This is a genomic window from Vibrio sp. Vb0349 (genome assembly GCF_033338975.1).
In genome coordinates this window covers 1-1312 of sequence record NZ_JAWOTS010000242.1, presented here as the reverse complement: position 1 = coordinate 1312, position 1312 = coordinate 1, and the positions used below count along the sequence as shown (strand labels likewise).

Genomic DNA, 1312 nt, shown 5'->3' with positions numbered 1-1312 from the left:
TCATTACGGTAATCTAAGCCGCCTCCAATACTCAGTTCATCATTGATGCTGTATGAGTTTAGCCAAATTGCATTGAACTGTTCGATGGCCACGTGATCGCCGGTCGACTTACTTTGGCCCGATTTAAGGTCATAGTTGTCTTGTTGACCGTAAGCTAACTTCAACTCAGAAGTGTAAACATCTTTAGAATACTCAAGTGACAAATCTGCACCTACGTATTCCACTTCACCCGTTTTCTTTTCGTGCTTATCTACTGTTCCCCACCCAGGATTGCCATAACTGCTGTTGTCATAGTCGTATTCGTTGCTGTATGTACTAAAGCCAACGTAACCAGAAAAATTATCAGAAAAGTTTTGCTGGTAACCTAATTTAAGGTTCAACGTTTCAAATCCGTGCTCATCGCCATCATTCAAACCCGGCAAAGGTTTAACGTTAAAACCATCCGTTTTCTCGTAACCTAATACCCCTTTGATGTGCTTACCTTCACCTACAGGTTTAGATACGGCAAACGTGCCTTTTTTATGATTGTTGGAGCCATAACCCGCCGACACTCGGCTTGCATCATCATCAATACTTGCTCGAGTAATAATGTTGATTACGCCGGAAATCGCCTCTGAGCCATAGATAGATGCGCGTGCGCCGCGAATGTAGTCGATACGTTCAATAGAGTTGATTGGAAATTGGTTGAAATCGATACCGCCCATGATTGCGCGAGGCATACGTACACCATCAACCAAAACCAACACTTGGGTGGCACTGCCACCGCGAACAAAAATCGATGCGCTTTGGCCACGGCCACCATATTGAGCAACCTCAATACTAGGCAAAGTACGGAACACATCAAACAAACTGTCAGCTTGCTGACGGCGAATATCTTCTTTCGTTACTGTCACGGTTTGAGCTAGAACAGCACCATCGATTTGCTTGAATCGATTCGCAGTAACAACGAGCGTTTCGTCAACGGAGGTTTCTTGGGCCTGTAGATAAGAGACAGGTGAAAGCAGCGATGCCAAAGTGATCGCCAATGCGGATTTTTTCATTATATTGTCCTAAATCGCGTAATTCCTTCCGAGCCCTGCCTCCTTAGGCAGTCCAATGCTGTGGCTCAGTTGCTGGCAGGTATTCGGACTGAAGAGCGAGGTTTACACCACCTAGTTGCTCGACTTCCCACATAAACTAATGCAGTGTCGTGATGAGCGTTCGTTCTCTTTTACCGCTGCGCGTCAGTTCTGGATTTTCACCAGATTCCCATTTCAGCCATCTAGATTGCTAGATGCCACCAGCTTGAGGCAAATATTATTCAGCTATTGAT

1 protein-coding gene and 1 riboswitch are annotated in these 1312 nt (G+C 45.3%); the gene reads right to left on the bottom strand.

Going from position 1 to position 1312, the window contains the following annotated elements; translation table 11 throughout:
* Positions 1–1040, bottom strand: a 1040-nt coding sequence (locus R7Q47_RS24895) for a TonB-dependent receptor plug domain-containing protein (RefSeq protein WP_318089964.1), incomplete at its 3' end; no start/stop codon positions are given.
* Positions 1041–1096: 56 nt separating this feature from the next.
* Positions 1097–1299, bottom strand: a riboswitch (cobalamin riboswitch).
* Positions 1300–1312: the final 13 nt, after the last annotated feature.